13 protein-coding genes are annotated in these 19,267 nt (G+C 68.7%); 5 read left to right on the top strand and 8 right to left on the bottom strand.

Going from position 1 to position 19,267, the window contains the following annotated elements; genetic code table 11:
- The first annotated feature begins 91 nt into the window (after positions 1-91).
- From CDO81_RS20015 to CDO81_RS20005, 3 genes are all read left to right on the top strand, one after another.
- Entirely contained in the window at positions 92-1,489 is a 1,398-nt protein-coding gene (locus tag CDO81_RS20015) for a phosphomannomutase/phosphoglucomutase (protein WP_088484990.1), read from the top strand.
- A gap of 68 nt (positions 1,490-1,557) precedes the next feature.
- Positions 1,558-2,313 (top strand): tetratricopeptide repeat protein, encoded by a 756-nt coding sequence (locus CDO81_RS20010; protein WP_088484989.1) that lies wholly within the window; start codon positions 1,558-1,560, stop codon positions 2,311-2,313.
- Entirely contained in the window at positions 2,313-3,584 is a 1,272-nt protein-coding gene (locus tag CDO81_RS20005) for a 3-deoxy-D-manno-octulosonic acid transferase (protein ID WP_088484988.1), read from the top strand. The genes CDO81_RS20010 and CDO81_RS20005 overlap by 1 nt, the downstream gene beginning before the upstream one ends.
- A 12-nt stretch (positions 3,585-3,596) precedes the next feature.
- Here the strand turns inward: CDO81_RS20005 and CDO81_RS20000 are convergent, their stop codons facing one another.
- Genes CDO81_RS20000 through CDO81_RS19985 form a run of 4 tightly spaced genes read right to left on the bottom strand, consistent with a single transcriptional unit; the run spans position 3,597 to position 8,610 of the window.
- Complete coding sequence (locus CDO81_RS20000; RefSeq protein ID WP_088484987.1) at positions 3,597-5,036, bottom strand: efflux transporter outer membrane subunit; 1,440 nt, start codon at positions 5,034-5,036, stop codon at positions 3,597-3,599.
- Between the two features lie 17 nt (positions 5,037-5,053).
- Positions 5,054-6,637 carry a DHA2 family efflux MFS transporter permease subunit gene (locus tag CDO81_RS19995; protein WP_088484986.1) on the bottom strand — a complete coding sequence of 528 codons (1,584 nt, stop codon included), beginning with the start codon at positions 6,635-6,637 and terminating at the stop codon, positions 5,054-5,056.
- A 12-nt stretch (positions 6,638-6,649) separates the two neighbouring features.
- Positions 6,650-7,753, bottom strand: a complete 1,104-nt coding sequence (locus tag CDO81_RS19990) for an HlyD family secretion protein (RefSeq protein WP_088484985.1) — start codon at positions 7,751-7,753, stop codon at positions 6,650-6,652.
- Positions 7,754-7,782: 29 nt separating this feature from the next.
- Positions 7,783-8,610 (bottom strand): pirin family protein, encoded by an 828-nt coding sequence (locus CDO81_RS19985; RefSeq protein ID WP_158218358.1) that lies wholly within the window; start codon positions 8,608-8,610, stop codon positions 7,783-7,785.
- 95 nt (positions 8,611-8,705) lie between these two features.
- Here CDO81_RS19985 and CDO81_RS19980 point away from each other — a divergent pair, with 95 nt between their 5' ends.
- Complete coding sequence (locus CDO81_RS19980) at positions 8,706-9,623, top strand: LysR family transcriptional regulator (protein ID WP_158218357.1); 918 nt, start codon at positions 8,706-8,708, stop codon at positions 9,621-9,623.
- Here the strand turns inward: CDO81_RS19980 and ligA are convergent.
- Positions 9,601-11,628 (bottom strand): NAD-dependent DNA ligase LigA, encoded by a 2,028-nt coding sequence (ligA, locus tag CDO81_RS19975; RefSeq protein ID WP_088485045.1) that lies wholly within the window; start codon positions 11,626-11,628, stop codon positions 9,601-9,603. The genes CDO81_RS19980 and ligA overlap by 23 nt on opposite strands.
- Positions 11,629-11,688: 60 nt before the next feature.
- Entirely contained in the window at positions 11,689-12,810 is a 1,122-nt protein-coding gene (locus CDO81_RS19970; protein WP_088484982.1) for an HD-GYP domain-containing protein, read from the bottom strand.
- A gap of 426 nt (positions 12,811-13,236) precedes the next feature.
- Here CDO81_RS19970 and CDO81_RS19965 point away from each other — a divergent pair, with 426 nt between their 5' ends.
- A complete protein-coding gene (locus CDO81_RS19965; protein WP_088484981.1) occupies positions 13,237-15,129 on the top strand; it encodes a carbohydrate-binding module family 20 domain-containing protein in 1,893 nt (630 codons plus the stop codon).
- Positions 15,130-15,152: 23 nt separating this feature from the next.
- Here the strand turns inward: CDO81_RS19965 and paeA are convergent, their stop codons facing one another.
- Positions 15,153-16,394, bottom strand: coding sequence for a polyamine export protein PaeA (gene paeA, locus CDO81_RS19960; protein ID WP_088485044.1), 1,242 nt, complete (start codon positions 16,392-16,394; stop codon positions 15,153-15,155).
- A 90-nt stretch (positions 16,395-16,484) separates the two neighbouring features.
- Positions 16,485-19,148, bottom strand: a complete 2,664-nt coding sequence (locus tag CDO81_RS19955; protein WP_158218356.1) for a putative bifunctional diguanylate cyclase/phosphodiesterase — start codon at positions 19,146-19,148, stop codon at positions 16,485-16,487.
- Positions 19,149-19,267: the final 119 nt, after the last annotated feature.

The following is a 19,267-nucleotide window of genomic DNA, read 5'->3' as shown; positions in this document are numbered from 1 at the left end:
ACGACGGATCGACAGCTGGCGTGACGGATCGACAAGGCCCGCATGCCTACAATCCGCCGCGATTTTCAAACCCGTTCACTCCGAGGCATCCATGCAGGTTCACGCATCCATCTTCAAGGCCTACGACATTCGTGGCGTCGTCGGCCAGACCTTGAACGAGGAACTTGCCGAGCACCTGGGCCGTGCCTTCGGCACCGAAGCCAAGGCCGCCGGCGAGAAGGCCGTGGCCGTGGGCCGCGACGGCCGCCTGTCGGGCCCCGGCCTCGTGGCAGCCCTCATCCGCGGCCTGAAGTCCACCGGCCTCGACGTCGTCGACATCGGTGCCGTCACCACGCCGATGCTCTATTACGTGGCTGCCACGCGCGGCAAGCACGGCTGCAGCTCGGGCATCCAGGTCACCGGCAGCCACAACCCCAAGGATTACAACGGCTTCAAGATGGTGCTCAAGGGCGCCGCCGTGTACGGGGAGCAGATCCAGGGCTTGAAGCGGCGCATCGAGGCCGAGGACTACGCCAAGGGCAAGGGCCGCGTCGCCAAGATGGACGTCGGCGCCGAGTACGCGGCCCGCATCGTCAACGACTGCAAGCTGGCGCGCCCGATGAAGGTGGTGGTGGACAGCGGCAACGGCATCCCTGGCGCCTCCGCGCCCGCCATCCTGCGCGCGCTGGGCTGCGACGTCATCGACATCTATTCCAAGGTCGACGGTGACTTCCCCAACCACCATCCCGACCCGAGCCGCCCCGAGAACCTCGAAGACCTCAAGCGCATCGTGCACGCCACCGGCGCGGAGCTGGGCCTGGCCTTCGACGGCGACGGCGACCGCCTCGGCATCGTCACCGCCGACGGCGAGATGATCATGCCCGACCGCCAGATCATGCTGCTGGCCGCCGACATCCTGAAGCGCAACAAGGGTGCCGAGATCATCTTCGACGTCAAGTGCACCCAGCGCCTGGCCCCGTGGATCAAGAAGCATGGCGGCAAGCCGCTGATGTGGATGACCGGCCATTCCCTGGCCAAGGCCAAGCTCAAGGAAACCGGCGCCCCGCTGGCTGGCGAGCTGTCGGGCCACATCTTCTTCAACGAGCGCTGGTACGGCTTTGACGACGCGATGTACACCGCCGGCCGCATGCTGGAGATCCTGTCGCGCGCCAAGGACCCGAGCGCCGTACTGAAGGCCTTGCCCAACAGCTTCAACACGCCCGAGATCAACGTGCCCTGCGCCGAAGGCGAGCACCACGAGGTCGTCAAGAAGCTCAAGGAACTGGTGTCGCTGGCCGACCTGCCCGGCGCGCTGGAGATCAACACGATTGACGGCATGCGTTTCGAGTACGCCGACGGCTTCGGCCTGATCCGCCCGTCCAACACCACGCCGGTGCTGGTGCTGCGCTTCGAGGGCCACACGCCCGAGGCGCTGGAGCGCATCCAGCATGACGTGCTGGCCCAGCTCAAGCGCGTCAAACCCGACGCCACCTTCGCAGCCGGACACTGACAACACGCACGCGGCCACAGAGCCGCGTTGTCATGTCTCACGGCGCCATTTCTTCAGGGAGAAACACCATGCCCGTCATCGGCGGCCTTCACATCCTGATCGCGCTGCTGTGCGCCGTGCACGTCGTGCGCAGCGGGCAGCAGCTCTACTGGCTGTTCATCCTGTTCGCCTTCCCCCTGCTGGGCAGCGCCGTGTACTTCTTCGCCGTGTACCTGCCCAATTCCCGCCTGGAGCGCGGTGCGTTCAAGGCCGTCAGCGCCGCGGCGCGCGCCATGGACCCGGGCCGGGCCGTGCGCGAGGCGCGCGCGGCCTTTGACGTGTCCCCATCAGCCCAGAACCAGATGCGCCTGGCCGAAGCGCTGCTGCAGGCCGGTGAAGCCAAGGAGGCCGCCGAGCGCTACGACGCGGCGCTCAAGGGACCCTTCGCCAGCGACCCGGACCTGCGCTTCGGCGCCGCCCGTGCCCATGTGGAATGCCAGCGCTTTGACCAAGCCCTGCCCCATTTGCGGCAACTGCAGGCCGACCGCCCGGACTACCGCCCCGACCAGGTGCTCCTGCTGCTGGCTCGCTGCCTGGCCGGCACCGGTGAGCAGGCGCAGGCGCGCGAGGCCTTCGAGCAGGCGGTGCAACGCTTTGGCAGCTTTGAAGCCCATGCCGAGTATTCGATCTGGGCCTTGGCCACCGGAGACGCCGCCACCGCTGCCCGACTGCAGACCGAGATCGACCGGCAAGTGAAGCTGTGGAACCCCGTCAGCCGCGAGCTGAACCAGCCCGTGATGCTGCGCCTGAAGGCCGCGCATGACCTGGCTCGCAAAGGCCCCTGATGCCTGAGGGCCTGCCCCTGGCCCTGTATGCGGCCGCCCTGCGGCTGCTGACGCCGCTGTACCTGCTGCGCCTGTGGCGCCGCGGTGCGCAGGAGCCGCTGTACCGGCAAGACCTGCGCGGCCGGCTCGCCTGGTACCGGGGCGCTGCCCCTGAGCCCGGGCGCCTGTGGGTGCACGCGGTCTCGCTGGGCGAGACCCGGGCCGCCAGCGCACTCATTGCCGCGCTACGCGAGCAGGAGCCGGGCTTGCGCATCTTGCTGACCCATTCCACCGCCACCGGACGCGAGGCTGCCCAGGCGCTGCTGCGTGAGGGCGATGCCATGGCCTGGCTGCCGTACGACACGCCTGGCGCGGTGCGCCGCTTCCTGCGCCACTGGCGCCCTCGGCTGGGCGTGCTGATGGAAACCGAGGTCTGGCCCGTGCTGCAGCGCGAGAGCGAGCGCGCCGGCGTACCGATGGTGCTGGCCAATGCGCGTCTGTCGGAGAAGAGCCTGCGCCAAGGCCGCCGCTTCGCCGCCCTGCTCCGGCCCGCCGCCCGTCGCATCACGCTGGCGCTGGCCCAGACACAGGCCGACGCCGAGCGCATCCGCGCCATGGGCACGGCCCGCGTGGAAGTGGCCGGCAACCTCAAGTACGACATCGCCGTCGACCCCGCCCTCGTCGCAAGGGGCCAGGCCTGGGCAGCACAGGTGGGGCGCCCGGTGCTGATGCTGGCGGTCAGCCGCGAAGGCGAAGAGGCCGCCCTGCTCGATTGCTGGCGCCGGCAGCCGGCGCCACGGCCGCTGCTGGCCATCGTGCCGCGTCACCCGCAGCGTTTCGACGAGGTCGCCGGGCTGGTGGCCGCCGCCGGCCTCAGCCTGGCTCGGCGCAGCCACTGGGGAGATGCCCCACCGCCGCAGGCCGCTGCCGCGGATGTCTGGCTGGGCGACTCCATGCGCGAAATGCCGCTGTACTACGGCCTGGCCCGCGTGGCCCTGCTGGGCGGCAGCTTCGAGCCGCTGGGCGGGCAGAACCTCATCGAGGCCGCCGCTTGCGGCTGCCCGGTGCTGGCCGGGCCGCACACCTTCAACTTCGCGGAAGCAACCGAACTGGCCTTGGCGGCGGGGGCGGCCCAACGCTGCGCAGACCTGTCACACGCGATCGATGCCGGTGTGCAGCTCTGCCAGCATGCCGACGCACAGGCGCTGATGTCGCGCCGCGGCTCAGCGTTCGCCCAGGCGCACCGGGGCGCTGCGGCCCGCATGGCCGCAGTCATCCTGCCGCTCGCCTGAGCCGGCCCAGCGTCAGCGCGCGGCGGAGGCTGTCGTCGCGGTGTCGGCCGGCGCCCAGCCACCGCCCAGCGCCTTCACGAGCTGCGCCGTGGCCGCCCATTGGGCACCGCGCAATTGCGCGAGCGCGCGCTCCGTGGCCAGTGGTGTGCGCTCGGCCTCGGTCACGTCCAGGTAGCTGACCGCACCCTTGTCATAGCGGCTGCGGGCCACGGCCAGGGCCTGGCTGCTGGAGGCCAGCGTGCGGTTTTGCGCGTCCATCGTGGCGGCGCGCCCCTGCAGCTCGGCCAGGGCGTCGTCCACCTCGCGCAGCGCTTGCAGCATGCGCCCGCGAAAGCCCGCGAGCGACTCGTCCACCTGGGCCTTGGCGCCCGCCAGATTGGCCTTGTTGCGCCCGCCCTCGAACAGCGGCAGCGAGATGCTCGGGCCGATGTTGTACAGGCGCGCCGGTGCCGAGATGAGCGACCCGAGGTCTTCGCTGGAATAGCCGAAGCTGCCCGTGAGCTTGATGGAGGGGTAGAACGCCGCTTCAGCGATGCCGACCTGGGCGGTCGCCGCATGCAGCTGGGCCAGGCTCTGGGCCAGGTCGGGGCGGCGCTGCAGCAGTTCGGACGGCAGGCCGGCGCGGATGGCCGGCGGCAGCGGCAGCGTGCCGTTGGCCTCCAGCTTCAAGTCAGCCGCGGCCTGTCCCGTCAGGGCGGCGATCTGGTTGAGCACCAGGGCCTGGCGGCGCGGCAGGTCGGCCACGTCGGCGTCGGCCGCCGCGAGCTCGGCGCGCACTCGCTCGAGATCCTGCGTCGTGGAGGCGCCAGCATCAAAGCGCGTCTGCGCCACCTGGAAGGCCTTGGCGCGGCTGTCGCGCAGGCGCTGCAAGGCAGCCGCCTCGTCAGCCAGCGCGCGCCACTGCCAGTAGGCCGCCGCGACGTCGGTTGTCAGTGCCACGCGGGCGGCGGCGGCATCCAGCGTGGACGCATCCAGCTGTGCCTGGGCGCTTTCGGCCTGGCGCTTCACGCGGCCCCAAAGGTCCAGCTCCCAGCCGATGCTGGCCTGCAGGCCGAAGCTTTCGCCTTCGAAGGTGATCGCGCGGCCATTGAGCACCGGGGTGGTCGTGGCCTTGGCCGAGGTGCGCAGGCCGCCGGCCGAGGCGCCGACGTCCACGCGCGGCAGTTCGTCGGCCTGCGTGGCACCGAACACGGCGCGTGCCCGCTGGATGCGCGCCGCCGCAGCGGCGAGCGTCGGGCTGGCCTGCAAGGCCTGGGCTTCGAGGGCATTGAGCTGGGCGTCGCCAAACACCAGCCACCAGTCGCGCTGGAGCTCGGCACCCGCGGAGGAGGCCACCGCGCGATAGTTGGCAGGCGCATTCGGGGCCGGCGCCTGGTAATTGGGGCCGAGCGTGGTGCAGGCGGTCAGGGCCGCCGTGGCGACCAGGGTGAGAACAGTGTTGAGTCGGATCATGTGTTGATCTCCCGGATTCAGTGAGCGGCTTCCGCCGACGCAGCGCCGCCCATCACCTTCTTGCTCATCCAGACAATGGCCACGCAGCTGACCAGCGCGATACCGAGGATGAGGAAGGCGTCGTTGTAGGCCATCACGAAACTCTCACGGCGCACGACGTTGTCCAGCGCCTTGAGGGCCATGTCTTGCGCGGCGACCGGATCGAAGCCCTTGGCTGAGAAGTTCTGCGCCAGGGCATCGAGCCGGGCCTGGGTGGCGGGCTCATAGAGGTTGACGGCCTCGCCGATGCGGGCGCTGTGCAGGTGCTCGCGGTTGGTCAGCAGCGTGGCCAGCGTGGCGATGCCCACCGAGCCGCCGAGGTTGCGCATCATGTTGAACATGCCCGAGGCGCTGGGCAGCAGGTTCGGCGGGATGCCGTTCACGGCGAAATTGGTCAGCGTGATCATGATCAGCGGCTGGCCCAGCGCCCGCACGATCTGCGCCGCGATCAGCTCGGGGCCGGCGGTGTCGGCACTCATGTGGGTGTTCATGAAGCAGGACGTTGCGAACAGCGCCAGGCCCAGGCTCATCATCACGCGGTTGTCCAGCTTGGTCGACAGCTTGGCCGCGAACGGCATGATGAAGAGCTGTGGCAGGCCCATCCACATGATCACCAGGCCGATCTGCATCGGCGTGTAGTTGGCGATCTGCCCGAGGTACAGCGGCAGGATGAAGGCCGAGCCGTACAGCCCCATGCCGGTGGTGAACGCGATGACGCCGGCGATCAGGAAGCTCGGCCGCCCGAGGATGTGCAGGTCGATGAAGGTGTTCTTGCGGGTCAGGCCGCGCCAGGCCCAGCCATAGATGCCCGCCACCGCCAGCACGGCCGCCGTGATGATGAAGCGGCTCTGGAACCAGTCCTTGGCGTTGCCCTCTTCCAGCATCGCGGTCAGCGAGCCCAGGCCCACCGCCATGAAGACGATGCCCCACCAGTCCACATCGCGCAGCAGCTTGAGGTTCATCGGCTCCTTGTCCAGGCCGATGCTCACGCCCAGCACCAGCAGCACACCCGGCACCCAGTTGATGTAGAAGATGCTGGGCCAGCCGTAGAGCTCGGTCAGGTAGCCACCCACCGTCGGGCCCAGCGTCGGGGCCAGCGTGGCCGTCATGCCGAACAGAGCGAGGCCGATCGGGCGCTTCTTCAGCGGCAGCTTGCGTGTGACCAGCGTCATCGCCATCGGGATCATCACGCCGCCGGTGAAGCCCTGCGCGGCGCGGAAGGCGATCATGCTCTCCAGGCTCCAGGCCATGCCGCACAGCGTGCTGAAGACCAGGAACAGCACCACGTTGACGATCAGGTAGCGGCGCGTCGAGAACACCATCGCCAGGAAGCCCGCGAGCGGGATGACGACGATCTCGGCCACGAGATAGGCGCTGGAGATCCAAGAGCCCTCTTCCTGCGTGGCCGACAGCGCACCGAGGATGTCGCGCAGCGACGAGTTGGTGATGGCGATGTCCAGCACCGCCATGAAGGCGCCCAGCAGGCTGGCCAGCACGGCAAGCCAGGTGCGCCCGCTGACCTTCTCGCCAGGCGGCGGTGGCAGGTAGTTTTCGTTGCCCATGCCGGCCCCGGCTTACTCTTTGACTTCCACTTCGACCTGGACGGACAGCCCCGGCACGATGCGGTTCGCTGCCTCGCCGAGGGCCTTCAGGCTCTCGGGCTCGAACACCAGCTTGACCGGCACACGCTGGACGATCTTGGTGAAGTTGCCGGTGGCGTTGTCGGGCGGCAGCAGCGCGAAGCTGGCACCGGACGCGGGCGAGAAGCTGTCGACCTTGGCCAGCAGGTCCTGGCCGGGGAAGGCGTCCACCTTCACATGCACCTTCTGGCCGGGCTTCATGCGAGCCAGCTGGGTTTCCTTGAAGTTGGCCACGATCCAGGTCTCGGGCTCGACGATGGCGGCGAGCTGCTGCCCGGGCTGCACGCGCTGGCCCACCTCGACCGTGCGCTTGCCGATGCGGCCGTCACTCGCTGCCTTGACCTCCACATAGCCAAGCTGATTCTGGGCATCCTTCAATTGGGCGAGCGTGGCAGCCTTTTGCGCCGCGGCCGACTGGCGGGCACTCTCGGCGGCGGCCACAGCCTCCTTGGCCGCATTGGCGCTGGCCTTGCGGGCTGCCAGGTCGGCGCGGGCGACGTCACGGGCAGCCAGGGCGGCATCGAGTTCCTGCTTGCTGGTGGCGCGCAGTTCGGCACCGAACAGGGCCTGGCTGCGCTTGGCGTCCAGCTCGGTGCGGGCCAGCACCGCCTCGGCCTGGGCCACTTGCGAGCCGGTCGCGGCCGCTTGTGCCTTGGCCTGCGCCACCTGCGCGCCGCTGGTGGCGATGGCCGCGTCAGCCTGCGCGACCTGCGCCTTCAGCCGCTCGATCTGCACCGCGGCGTCCGCCGGGTCCAGCCGCAGCAGCACGTCACCAGCCTTGACGACCGCGTTGTCCTGCATGCGCATCTCGGTGACCACGCCGGCCACCCGGGTGGCCACCGGGTGGATACGGCCGGCGACGAAGGCGTTGTCGGTCTCGACGAAATGCTGGCTGCGCCACCACATGCGACCGCCCAGGCCGATGCCCCCGATCAGCAACAGCGCGCCGACGATCATCAACGGCACGGGCGGGCCGCTCTTCTTGCCGTTGTCGGCAGGCTGAGGCGCGGCAGAGGCTTTGTCTTGAGGTGCGTTCATGGCAGTCCTTGGGGCCTGGAGTCAGGCGTTCATCGTTGTTCGTTGGAGAGGTGACGGGCAGGCAGGCGGCCCATCGCGCCGGTTTGATATCGCTGCAGGGCGGCCACAATCTGGCCCTCGTCGTTCATCACGAAAGGGCCATGCCGCACGACGGGTTCCTGCAGCGGGCGGCCGGAGCACACCGCCAGCCGCAGCACGGTCTCGGCCTTGATCACGGCGGCAGCCGGCCCAGCCAGGTGCACGGCCTGCCCCGGAGCAACCGGCAGGTCACCCGCGTGGCCACGGCCGTGCACGACGAGGGCAAAGCCCTGTTCGCCGGCCGCCAAGGTCAGCGGGTAAAGGGCACCCGGCTGCACATCGACCACCGCGAGCGCGGTCGGCCAGGGCAAGGCGAGTTCGGCCGTGCCGCCGAAGACCTGCACGGCCGACCAGCCGTCGCCGCTGCGGCGCGGCATCTGCTCGGGTGACAGCCGCATCACGGCCGGTTCACGCAGCTTCTGCTCGGCTGGCAGGTTCACGAACAGCTGCAGGCCGTGGGCCTCGCCGCCGGCGTCTGCCGGATATTCATCGTGGATCAAACCGCGACCGGCCAAGGACCAATGCAGTCCGCCGGGGAGGATGTCGTACTCACCGCCGAGCGAGTCGCGGCTGATGACGGCCGTCGCCGAGTCGTCGAACAGATAGGTCACGGCCGAAAACCCAGCATGCGGATGGGGCGCGAACACCGCCTCGCGCATGCGGAAGTGATCCACCATGATGAACGGATCGAGCACGGCCACAGGCTCGCGCCAGCCCTCGGCCTGAAAGCCGGTGCCGATGCGGTGCCGTTGGGCCTGCAGCAGTCGAAGCGTTGACATGGTGGCCGCGACTGTAGGGAGTTCCATTTCCGAGGAACAGCCACAAAATGCAAACAGTCCGTTCCACAATCGAAACACATCAACGGAGCCTGCCCATGAAAGTCGACGACCTGCTGCTGCTCGCCCAGGTGCACAAGGCGGGGTCGCTGTCCGAGGCCTCGCGCCAGCTGGACCTGCCCAAGGCCACCCTCAGCCGCCGCCTCACGGCGCTCGAGACGGCCGTGGGGGCGCGGCTCTTCGTGCCTGGCGCCAGCCGCCTGACCTTGACCGAGCTGGGTGAGCAACTGGCCGAACGGGCCGCCCGGCACGACGACGACATTGCCGAGACCCGCCAGTGGCTCGCCTCACGCGAGTCGACCCCGCGGGGGCGGCTGCGCGTGTCCGTACCGGCGGAGTTCGCGATGCTAGTGCTGGCCGAGAGCTTTGCGCGCTTTGTGCGCCGCTACCCGGCGGTCGAGCTGGAGCTCGACACCACCCCACGGCGGGTGGACCTCTTCAATGAGCCGTATGACGTGGTGGTGCGCATGGGGCCGGTGGACGAGCCGGATGTTGTGGCGCGGCGCTTCATGATGCTGGAGCGCGGCCTGTACGCGAGCCCGGTCTACCTGCAGGCCCGCCCCGCGCCCACCACGCCTGCTGAACTGGCGGACCATGACTTCGTGGTGCTCAGCCAGGCCAAGGGCATGTACCGCAGCCTGCACCGTGGCAAGCAGAGCGCCGACTTCCAGATGCGCGGCCCGCTGGAGGCCAATTCCATCGGCCTGGTGCTGTCACTGACGCGGGCCGGCGGCGGCATTGCGACCTTCCCGTTCGGCATGGTGGCGCCGGACGTCGCCGCCGGCACCCTGGTGCCCGTGCTGCCCGACTGGCAGTTCGAGCCCCTGCCCGTCACGCTCTTGACCGCGAGCCGCCGCCTGATGCCAGCCAAGACGCGGGCCTTCATCGATCACCTGTTCGAGACCGTGCCCGAATGGGCCCGCACCGCCCTGCTCACCCTGCCAGCAAAGCCTTGAGGCCGTCTTCGTCCAGCACCGGCACCCCCAGGGTGCGCGCCTTCTCCAGCTTGCTGCCGGCCTCCTCGCCGGCAATGACGTAGCTCGTCTTCTTGGAGACCGAGCCGCTGACCTTGCCGCCCGCGTCTTCGATCAGCGCCTGGGCTTCGTCGCGGGTCAGCGTGGGCAGGGTGCCGGTCAGCACCAGGGTCTTGCCCAGCAGCGGGCGGGGGCGGTCATCGGCCTCACCGCTGCTTTCCTGCGGCTGCACGCCGGCGGCCAACAGCTGCTCGACAACCTCGCGGTTGTGCGGCTGGGCAAAGAACGTGTGGATGCTGGCCGCCACGATGGGACCGACGTCGGAAACTTCCAGCAGTTGCTCGACGCTGGCGTTCATCAGCTTGTCCAGGCTGCCGAAGTGGCGCGCCAGGTCCTTGGCGGTGGTCTCGCCCACCTGGCGGATGCCCAGCGAGAACAGGAAGCGCGCGAGCGTCGGCGTCTTGCTCTTCTCCAGCGCGTCGACGATGTTCTGCGCGCTCTTCTCGGCCATGCGGTCCAGGGCCGCGAGCTTGGCCACCCCAAGCTTGTAGAGGCCGGGCAGGCTTTGCACGATGCCGGCATCCACCAACTGCTCCACCAGCTTGTCGCCCAGGCCTTCGATGTCCATCGCGCGGCGCCCCGCGAAGTGCAGCAGCGCCTGCTTGCGCTGCGCCGGGCAGAACACGCCCCCGGTGCAGCGGTACTCGATGCCCCGCTTCTCGCGCACCGCCGCGCTCTTGCAGACCGGGCATTCGCGCGGCATGTGGAAGTTCGGTACGTAGGCCGGGCGGGCACCCGGCACACGGCCCACCACTTCGGGAATGACATCGCCCGCGCGGCGGATGATGACCTGGTCGCCCACCCGCACGCCCTTGCGGCGCATCTCGAAGACGTTGTGCAGGGTCGCGTTGCTGACCGTGGTGCCCCCAACGAACACGGGATCCAGCCGCGCCACCGGCGTCAGCTTGCCGGTGCGGCCGACCTGCACGTCGATGGCCAGCAGCGTGGTGACCTGCTCCTGCGCCGGGTATTTGTGGGCCACTGCCCAGCGCGGCTCGCGGGTCTTGAAGCCCAGGCGCGCCTGCAGTTCGCGGGAGTTGACCTTGTAGACGACGCCATCAATGTCGAACGGCAGGCTGTCGCGCTTGGCCGCCATCGCCTGGTGGAACTGCACCAGGCCACTTGGGCCGATGGCCACCGTGCGGTCGGCATTCACCGGTAGGCCCAAGGCCGCCAGCGCATCCAGCAGGCCACTGTGCGTGGCCGGTACGTCCCAGCCCTGCACTTCACCCAGGCCGTAGGCATAGAAGCACAAGGGGCGCTGGCGCACCAGCGCGGGGTCGAGCTGGCGGATGGCGCCGGCTGCCGTGTTGCGCGGGTTGACGAAGGTCTTCTCGCCCTTCTCGCGCTGGCGCTCGTTGAGCTTCTCGAAATCGTCACGGCGCATGTAGACCTCGCCGCGCACCTCCAGCACCTCAGGCGCCTGGCCCTTCAGGCGCAGCGGAATCTGGCCGATGGTGCGCACGTTCTGTGTGACGTCCTCCCCCGTCTCGCCATCGCCGCGGGTGGCCGCCTGCACCAGCACGCCCTGCTCGTAGCGCAGGTTCATGGCGAGGCCATCGAACTTGAGTTCGGCGGCGTATTCGACGGGCGGGTCGGCCTCGGCCAGACCCAGCTCGCGCCGCACGCGGGCATCGAAGGCAATGGCGCCGCCCTCGGTGGTGTCGGTCTCGGTCGTGATCGACAGCATGGGCACGACATGGCGCACCGGCGTCAGTCCTGGCAGCACCTTGCCGATGACGCGCTGCGTGGGCGAATCGGCGGTGAGCAGCTCCGGGTGGGCGGCTTCCAGGGCCTGCAGCTCTTGGAAGAGCTGGTCGTACGCCGCGTCCGGCAGCTCGGGCGCATCGAGCACGTAGTACAGGTGGGCGTGGTGGTTCAGCTGGGCGCGCAACTCGGCGGCGCGCTGGGCGGAGGCGTCGTTCATGGCGCCATTGTCGCGGCCGCCACGGCGCGTCATGGCATGAGCTTGCAAGCCGGCCGCGGTTCAGTCCGCGTAGCGCTCCCGGATCTCGCGCCGGGCTGCGTCATTGCCCAGCAGCGCCTCTACGCAGGCAGCATCGGTCAACCCGCGGCCGACCTGCGCACGGAGCTCCTCGGCACAACGGGCCTCATCCCAAGGCGCCTTGTACGGCCGGGCGGAGGACAACGCGTCGTACATGTCGGCCACCGCCACGATGCGGGCCGCCACCGGGATGTCCGCCATCCGCAGGCCGCGCGGGTAGCCACTGCCATCGCCGCGCTCATGGTGGCCGGCGACCACGTCGCGCATGAGCGTCGCAGCCTCGTCACCCTGCAGGCCCAGGTCGCCAATGATGTGGTCGATGAGCTGCTCGCCGATGCGCACATGCTGCTGCATGAGTGCCCACTCGTCGGCATCGAGCTTGCCGGGCTTGAGCAGGATCGCATCCGGGATGCCGACCTTGCCGATGTCATGCAGTGGCGCGAAGAGGTGCAGGTACTCCACCGCCTCGTCGCTCAGCCCGTATCGCTCGGCCACGCCGCGGGCGATGAGGCGCGAATACTTGGCCATGCGCTCCAGGTGGCGCCCGGTCTCGACGTCACGGATGCGGGCCAGGCCGGTGGCGATGTCGACCGCGCCGATGAGGTGCTGCACCGCTGACAGCCGCAGCAGGTAGAGCTGGGTGATGATGTCGGCGAACTGATCCAGCACGGCGCGCACCGTTGGCGTGAACGCGGCCCGTGTGGTGGAGTCGAAGAACAGGAAGGCCGAGAGATCGGCCCCACGGAAGATGGGCAGGGTGTAGCTGCTGCGAAAGTGGTGGGCCTTGAGCCAGTCGGTATGGGTGGAGGCGGCGGGGTAGCGATCGTCGATGTCGTCCACCACCCGCGGGCTCCGCGTGTCCCGCAGGCTGGCCAGAGACGGCACCTGGGCCAGCGCGGCCTCGTAGCGCTGAAGCGCCGGGCCGCCGTCGTTGCTGCTGACAAAGGTCTTGAGCAGGTCGGTGCCGGGGTCATAGACCGCCAGCGCGATGCGCCCGATGAAGGGGTAACGCGCCGACAGGATGGCATGCAGGCTTTGAATGCGCGCCCCCAGCCCGGACCGCTCGATCTCCGCCTGGTTCAACACCTGTTCCGAAGTTCGCATGACGCCCTCACCTGACGCCAGCCACCCGGCGCGGCGGGCCGATGTTAGGCCGGGATACCGGTGGCAGGTGTTGCGCCGGAGGGCGCTCAACACAACACATGCAGGCGGCGGGAATTCTTCCCGACTGAGGCGCTGCTGCGCAGATTCGGCACGCCGCCAGCCCACGCCGCAACCCGCAAAATTGTTACCAAACTACATCATCTGCCTCGCCCATGAAACGGCAAATGATCCGTTTTCAAGCTTTTAATGACCATTCTTTCAGCGACACCAAGACCCGATAAGTAGTATTCCTACATTTTCCACAGCTGCTTGTGCCTAGAGTTCGCCTGCTTCCGGCAGGCGCCGGGAGTGCGGCCGGGGCGCGCCCTCGACTGGCTGGTACAGCCGCTCCACACCGAGAGCGGCAGATCACAACGGAGACAGACCATGCACAAGCTGCCCTTGAGCCAACGGCTCGCCCACGCCTTGACGCTGACCACCAGCGTCGCCCTTGCGGCCTTCGCGACGCCAGCGCTGGCCTTGAACCCTAACTCGACCTCGGTCCAGATGTTCGAATGGAGCTGGCCCGACATCGCCACCGAATGCACCCAGTGGCTGGGCCCAAAGGGCTTCGGCGGCGTACAGATCTCGCCACCCGGCGCGTCCAAGGTGGCCAACGGCTGGTGGGGCGTCTACCAGCCGGTGAACTACGCCAACCTCACCAGCCGCATGGGTACGCCCGCCCAACTGCAAGCCATGATCAATGCCTGCCACACGGCGGGCGTGCGGGTGTATGCCGACATCGTGGTCAACCAGATGGCCGATGGCAGCGGCACCGCCACCGACGGCTCCACATGGAACGCCGCGACGCTGAGCTACCCCTTCTTCAGCGCCAACGACTTCCACGCCAACTGCAACATCAACCCGGAGGACTACAACTCGCCCGCCGGCCGCAGCAACGTGCAGAACTGCCGTCTGGGCGGCCTGCCCGACCTGGCCACCGAGAGCAGCTATGTACAGGGCCAGATCGTCAATTACCTGAAGTCGCTGCTGGCGATGGGCGTGGACGGCTTTCGCATCGATGCGGCCAAGCACATGCCTGCCTCGGCCTGGACGTCCATCATGAGCGCCGTGAAGGCGGCGTATCCGAAGACGCTGCAGGGCGAGCCGATCTGGGTGACGCAGGAGATCATCAATGACGGCGAGGTTGATCGACCGAGCTACTTCCCGATCGGCACGCTCAACGAGTTCCAGTTCACGTCGGCCATGCGCGACGTCTTCCGCAACAACAACGGCCTGAACCTGGCCAGCATCCCGTCGGTGATGGGCACCTGGGGCAACTGGGGCGGCAGCTGGGGCTTCATCCAGCCGCAGAACGCGACCGTGTTCATCACCAACTGGGACACCGAACGCAACGGCGGCTCGCTCAACATCAACAACGCCAACGGCAATGACGGCGCCAACCAGCGCTACACCCTGGCCAACATCTTCATGCTGGCCCAGGGCTACGGCGAGGCGCAGCTCTACTCCGGGTTCAAGTTCAGCAACACCGACGCGGACCGCCCGACCACCAGCCCCTACAGCGGCGGCGTGCCGCAGATCAATGTGGTGTGGGACTTCGCGCACCGCTGGACGCCACTGGCCAACATGGTGGCCTTCCGCAACGCGGCCACGGGTCAGGCGCAGCAGAACTGGATCGTGGGCAACAACGGCAACCAGGTGGCCTTCAGCCGCGGCAACGTCGGCTTCGTGGCGCTGAACAACAGCAGCAGCGCCTGGACGCGCACCTTCGCCACCGGCCTGCCGGCCGGCACCTACTGCAATGTCATCAACGGCAACAAGAACGCTGCGGGCACCGGCTGCACCGCCGACACCGTCACGGTGGACGCCAGCGGCAACGCCAGCTTCACAGTGCCGGCCAACAACAGCGGGGCCAATCCGGCGGTGGCGATCTACACCGGCCAGGCCATCAGCGGCGGCGGCACGGGCGGCGGCACCGGCGGCACGGGCGGCACCGGCACCTGCTCGGTGACCTTCACCATCGCCAATGCGAACACGACCTTTGGCCAGAACCTGCGCGTGGTCGGCAATGTCACGGGCCTGGGCGCGTGGGCCCCCGGCTCGGGCTTCGCCTTGACCATCCAGGGCTCGGGTGCCAACGTGCCATGGACCGGCACCGTCGCCCTGCCCGCGGGTGCCGCCATTCAGTACAAGTACGTCAAGTGGAACGGGTCCACCGCCGTCTGGGAAAGCAACCAGGCCACCGGCAGCGGCAACCGCGAGTTCACCAGCTGCGCCAGCGGCAGCGTCTCGCGCAACGACGGCAACTTCAAGTTCTGAGCGGACCGGCTGCCGCGCTGAGGTCAGTGCGGCAGCCCGGCGGGCGCCACCGGCGTGATCATGACCTGGTCCACCCGGTAGGCGTCCACGTCAACCACCTCGAAGCGCCAGCCGTCCCACTCGACCACGTCGGTGCGGCGCGGGATGCGGCGCAGCATGGACATCAGGAAGCCGGCCAGCGTGTCGTAGGAGCCGGCATGCGGCCAGCCATCGATGCCCAGAGCCCGCTCCACATCAGGAATGGGCGTGATGCCGTCGGCCAGGTAGCTGCCGTCCTCGCGGCGCACGATCTGCTCCTCGTCGTGCGGCGCCACCAGGGCACCCATGACGGTGCTCATCACATCGTTGAGCGTGACCACGCCCACCACCAGGCTGTACTCGTTGACGATGACGGCGAAGTCTTCATGGGCTTCGCGGAACTGGGTCAGCATCTCCGACAGCGTGAGCCGGTCCGGCACGATGAGCACCTTCTTGACCAGCTCCGGCCCGAGCGTCAACGCCTCGCCGCGCAGCACGCGCTGGAACAGGTCGGTCGCATCCACGTAGCCGACGATCTGGTCGATCTCGCCCGCATCGCATACCAGGTAGGTCGAGTGCGGCGACTCGGCAATCCGCGTGCGGATGAGCGCATCGTCATCGCCCCGCGAGAAGAACACGATGCGCTCACGGTTGGTCATCACCGTCTCGACCGTGCGGGTGTCCAGCTCGAACACGTTCTCGATGACCTGCTGCTCCTCGTCGGCCACGACACCGGCCTGGTAGCCGGCCTCGGTCAGCGCCAGGATGTCGCGATGGCTGATGGTCTCGTCCCGCTTGGCGGGCAGGCCCAGCACCCGGATCAGGCCTTCGGTGATGGCGCTGAAGGTCCAGGCCAGCGGCTTGAGCAGGCGGCACAGCAAGAGCATGGGGCCGACCAGGCTCATCGCCACGCGCTCCGGCTCATTCATGGACAGGCGCTTGGGCACCAGGTCGGCCATCACGATGAAGAGCGAGGTGATGCTGACGAAGGACGCTGCAAACCCCAGCGTGGCGGCGGCTTCGGGCGCCATCATCAGCAGCAGGGCGGCTTCGAAATGAGGCGTGAAGGCGCCCTCACCCACGATGCCGGCCAGGATGGCCACGGTGTTCACGCCGATCTGCACGACGGTGAAGTAATCACCGGGATGCTCTTGCACGGCCAGCACGCGGGCGGCGCGGTGGTCGCCGGCATCGGCACGCTGCTGGAGGTTGAGACGGCGTGACGCGGCAAGCGACAGCTCGGCCATCGAGAAAAAGGCACTGCCCGCAATCAGCAGGGCGATCAGCAGCAGGCTGGTGGTCAAACGCCGGAACCGGGAGCTGGGAGGCTTGCCAGTTTAGCTGTCGTGCAGGGCCGCTCCGAGCTTGGCGTCCAGCAGCGCCGTCGCCTCGCCCACCGGCAAGGGGCGCGCGTAAAGGTAGCCCTGCATCAGATCGCAGCCCCATGTGCGAAGGCAGTCCGCCTGGGCCTCCTCTTCCACGCCTTCGGCCACCACGGTCATGTCCAGGCTGTGGGCCAGCTGGATCATGGCGCGCGCAATGGCCGCGCCCTGGGCATCGACGCCCAGGTCGCGCACAAAACTGCGGTCGATCTTCAGCCGGTCGATGGGGAAGCGCTTCAGGTAGGCCAGGCTCGAATAGCCGGTGCCGAAGTCGTCGATGGCCAGGTGCAGGCCCAGCTCGCGCAGCTCGGCCATCTTGGCGATGGTCGCGTCGGCATGGTCCATCACGGCGCCTTCGGTGATCTCGAGTTCGATCTGGCGCGGGTCCACACTCGTGGCCTTCAGCACCTCGCGCACCGTGGTCATGAAGTCGGGATGCTGGAACTGCCGCGGCGAGATGTTGATGGCCATCACGGGCAGCGGCCCTCCCAGGGCCCGGGCCCGTTCATGCCACGCCGACGCCTGCCGGCAGGCCTGCAGCAGCACCCAGCGCCCGATGGGCACGATGAGGCCCGAGTCTTCCGCCACGGGAATGAAGCGGTCGGGCCCGACCAGGCCATCCGCCGCGCGCCAGCGCAGCAGCGCCTCGAAGCCCGCCAGGCGCCCGGTGTGCAGGTCGCATTGCGCCTGATAGAACAGCTCGAACTCGCCGCGGTCCAGTGCCTGCGACAGGCGGGCCTCCAGTTGCAGCCGCTCCTGCTGGTCCGCCATCAGGTGGGGCGTGAAGACCACCGCACTGTTGCCCGACAGCCGCTGAGCCTCGCGCACCGCCAGCTGGATGGCCTTGGCCACATCGGTGGTGTGCGCCCCGTCGCGCGGGTACTCGGCCGAACCGATGCTCAGGGTCACGGCAAGCTGCTGGTACTGCACTTCGAACACCGGCTGCACCGTCTGCAACAGCCGGTCGAGCAGTTGCCGCAGCGCGGCTTCATCACCGAGCGCGGGCAGGATGACGCCAAAGCTGAGACCGTCAAGCCGATAGAGCTGGCCGCCCGCGCTGTCGATGACCGGCTTGAGTCGCCCGGCCACCTGGCCGATCAACTCATCCCCCACCACATGGCCAAGGCTGCCGGTGATGCGGCCGAAATGATTGATCGCGATGCCCAAGCCGATGAAGCCGTCGTTGTGCAGCTCGCGCGCCCGCTGCTCCAGCGCCCGCCGGTTGGGCAGTCCGGTCACCCGGTCATGCAGGCCGACGAAGGCCAGTTCCTCGTTGTGCGCCTGCAAGGCGCGATTGGCCTTGCGCACCCGATGCAGCAGCGCCACCGTCAGCACCACCACCACCAGCATCGCGGCGCCCAGGCCGATGCTCAGCCGACGCTCGCTGTCATGCCGGGCCAGGGCCTCGGCCTGCAGCTCGTTGTCATGGCGCAGCGCTTCCAGTGCGCGCTGGTTCTGCTCGAAGCTGGAGCGGCGCTGCAGATCGAGCACCGTGCTGACCCGGTCGCTGCGCACCAGCTCCGCCTCCAGCGCCAGAGCCTTGCGCGACTGGCGCAAGGCACCGGCCGCATCGCCCAGGGATTCAAGCAGTTCGGCATGGCGGTTGAGCTGCTCCAACAGGCGCACCTTGCGGCCCCGTGCCTCCAGCGACGACAGCCCACGCTGCACCAGTTGGTCACCGGCTGCGGCCTGCTTCAGCCCGATGCGGGCCAGTCCCAGCGTGATGGTCGCCAGCTCGATGGCATCCTCGCCACCATCCCGCCGGGCCAACGACAGCGCGCGTTCGGCGTGGCGCTGCGCACTTTCAAAGTGCCGCGCACTGAGCGACAAGTCCGCCAGCTCCTGCACCAGCTCGGCCTGCGTGCTGAACCAGGCCGGGCCAGCGGCCGCAGGATTCAACGGTGCCGAGGCCGCCTCCGGCTGGATGAGGCTGGACAGCCGCCGTGCCTCGTCCTGCGCGCGATCACGGGCCGCCGGATGCCCCGCCTCATCTTCCGCAAGCGCCTCGATCATCTTGGCCGCCAACTGCAGCGACACGCTGCCCGCACGCACGGCCAGCTCACCCGCAGTACGCGCATCGCCCCGGGCCGCCTCGGGCTCGCGCAGCGCCAGGCGAATGGGCGCCAGCGCCACAAAAGCCTGAGCCGTCCGGCGCGGGTTGTCCATTGCCTGACCTGACCGGGCGGCAGCCTGGTAGGCGCGCAAGCCATCCTGCAAGCGGCCTGTCGCAACCGCCAGGTTGCCGGCCGTCATGAACACCCAATAGCGCAGCGGCTCATCCCGTGTCTTCTCGGCCCAGGGCAGCGCCGACGAGATCCAGTCATGAGCGGCACCCAGGCGACCGGAAAGCTCCAGCATCGTGGCTCGCAGCGCGAAGGCGGACGCCATCGCGGCGGCATTGCTCTCCCGCTCCCCGAGGTCGATCAACTCGGCCGTGGCGGCATCAGCCACGGTCATCTGGTCCATCAGGCCATGGGCATAGCCCCAGGCGGCGATGAACACCCGCAGGTTGTCCCCACCCAGGCTGCGCGCCTCGGCCTCCAGCGGCCGCAGCCGCGCCACCACTTCGGCCGGCTGGCTGCCGTAATCGGCCTCGATGGCCTCGATGCGCTGCGCCAAGGCGCTTGCGGCCTGCGCTGCAGTGCACAGCCCCCAGAGCAGCCCAAGGACGATCCACCCAGCCGGCAGAGCCAGGCTTCGTTGAAGAGCGCCAGCGAAAGAGAAGCGGCCGATACGCA

The sequence above is a fragment of the Roseateles puraquae genome, assembly GCF_002205845.1.
Taxonomy (GTDB): Bacteria; Pseudomonadota; Gammaproteobacteria; order Burkholderiales; family Burkholderiaceae_C; genus Pelomonas; species Pelomonas puraquae.
This window is presented reverse-complemented; position numbering and strand designations above follow the sequence as displayed.